We start from the raw sequence: 1,099 nt of genomic DNA, 5'->3' as shown, positions 1-1,099 counted from the left end.
GCCACCCAGCTCATCGACCACGTGCTGGCCTGGTCGCGGTTCCGGATGGTTCACCAGACCCGGGCGCTGATCAGCCACTACCGGCGACGCGGCGACCCGCTTCCTACTCATCTACGGATGTAGTACCTGGACAACTCCTGTGCGCTGGTCGCGATCATCGGGCCTCAATGGGCTGGTCCCGCTGACGAACACGGCAGTCGGCCCATCGACCGACCCGATGATTGGGTGCACCAGGAGATCGCCATCGCGCTCAAGGCCAAGATCCCGGTGATCCCGGTGATCCTCACGGACGCGAAGCGACCAACCTCTGCCGACCTACCGGCAGCCCTGGAGGAGCTCGCCGATTGCCAGGCGGTTCGCTTCCAAAGTCGCCACTCCGATCCCGATCTGCCATATCTGGTACGCAGGCTTCGCGAAGGCGTGCCACGACTCACTGCGAATAGGTTCTTTGAGAAGCCGGTGGAACTCGACGATACGGTGCCACCAAGCCGATTACTCCGGTCGGACCACGGTATTGTGCCCTTCTTGGGCCGGGCTGCCGAACTGAACGCGCTGACGGCTTGGGCTGATAGCCCGGAGCGCATATCCGTTTTTCTCGTCACGGGACAGGCTGGGCAGGGAAAGTCCCGGTTGGCTCACTACTTGTCGCAGCGACTGTCGGCAGACGGCTGGTGGGCGGGCGTGATTTCGGAACATGCGACCGCGGAGGACGCCGCTCATATCGCGCGGTTGGGAACACGGGTGCTGATCGTCGTTGACGAGGCCGAAGGTGACACGTTGCGGGTGGGCGAGATGCTGAGCACCCTTGCTCGCTTGGGTTCGAGCCGGATTCGCTTGCTACTGCTGGCGAGGTCGAGAGGAGCGTGGATAGACACGCTGACATCGCACAATGATGATCTCGTCGCCGAGGCGATCTATGGCCTGAGCGAGGGCATGCGAGAGTTGTCGCTCTCTGGCCCGGAGACATTACCGCACAGGGCTGAATGCGTTCTCACATCGTGAGACCGAGAGCGATCAGTGGGTGTTCGAAGTTGTCGCGTGCCCATCGGGTTCCATCGGCGATGTTGGTGAAGTTGAGCAGGCGTAACGCGCCAATCGC

1 protein-coding gene is annotated in these 1,099 nt (G+C 62.4%); it reads left to right on the top strand.

The annotated features are described in order from the left end of the window. Positions 1–225 precede the first annotated feature (225 nt). Entirely contained in the window at positions 226–1,002 is a 777-nt protein-coding gene (locus tag ABGB08_RS54635; protein WP_347608539.1) for a hypothetical protein, read from the top strand. Positions 1,003–1,099 lie beyond the last annotated feature (97 nt).

Source organism: Acrocarpospora sp. B8E8 (genome assembly GCF_039871605.1).
Classification (GTDB): domain Bacteria; phylum Actinomycetota; class Actinomycetes; order Streptosporangiales; family Streptosporangiaceae; genus Acrocarpospora; species Acrocarpospora macrocephala.
The sequence above is the reverse complement of the archived record's forward strand: the minus strand, read 5'-3'. Positions and strand labels throughout refer to the sequence as shown.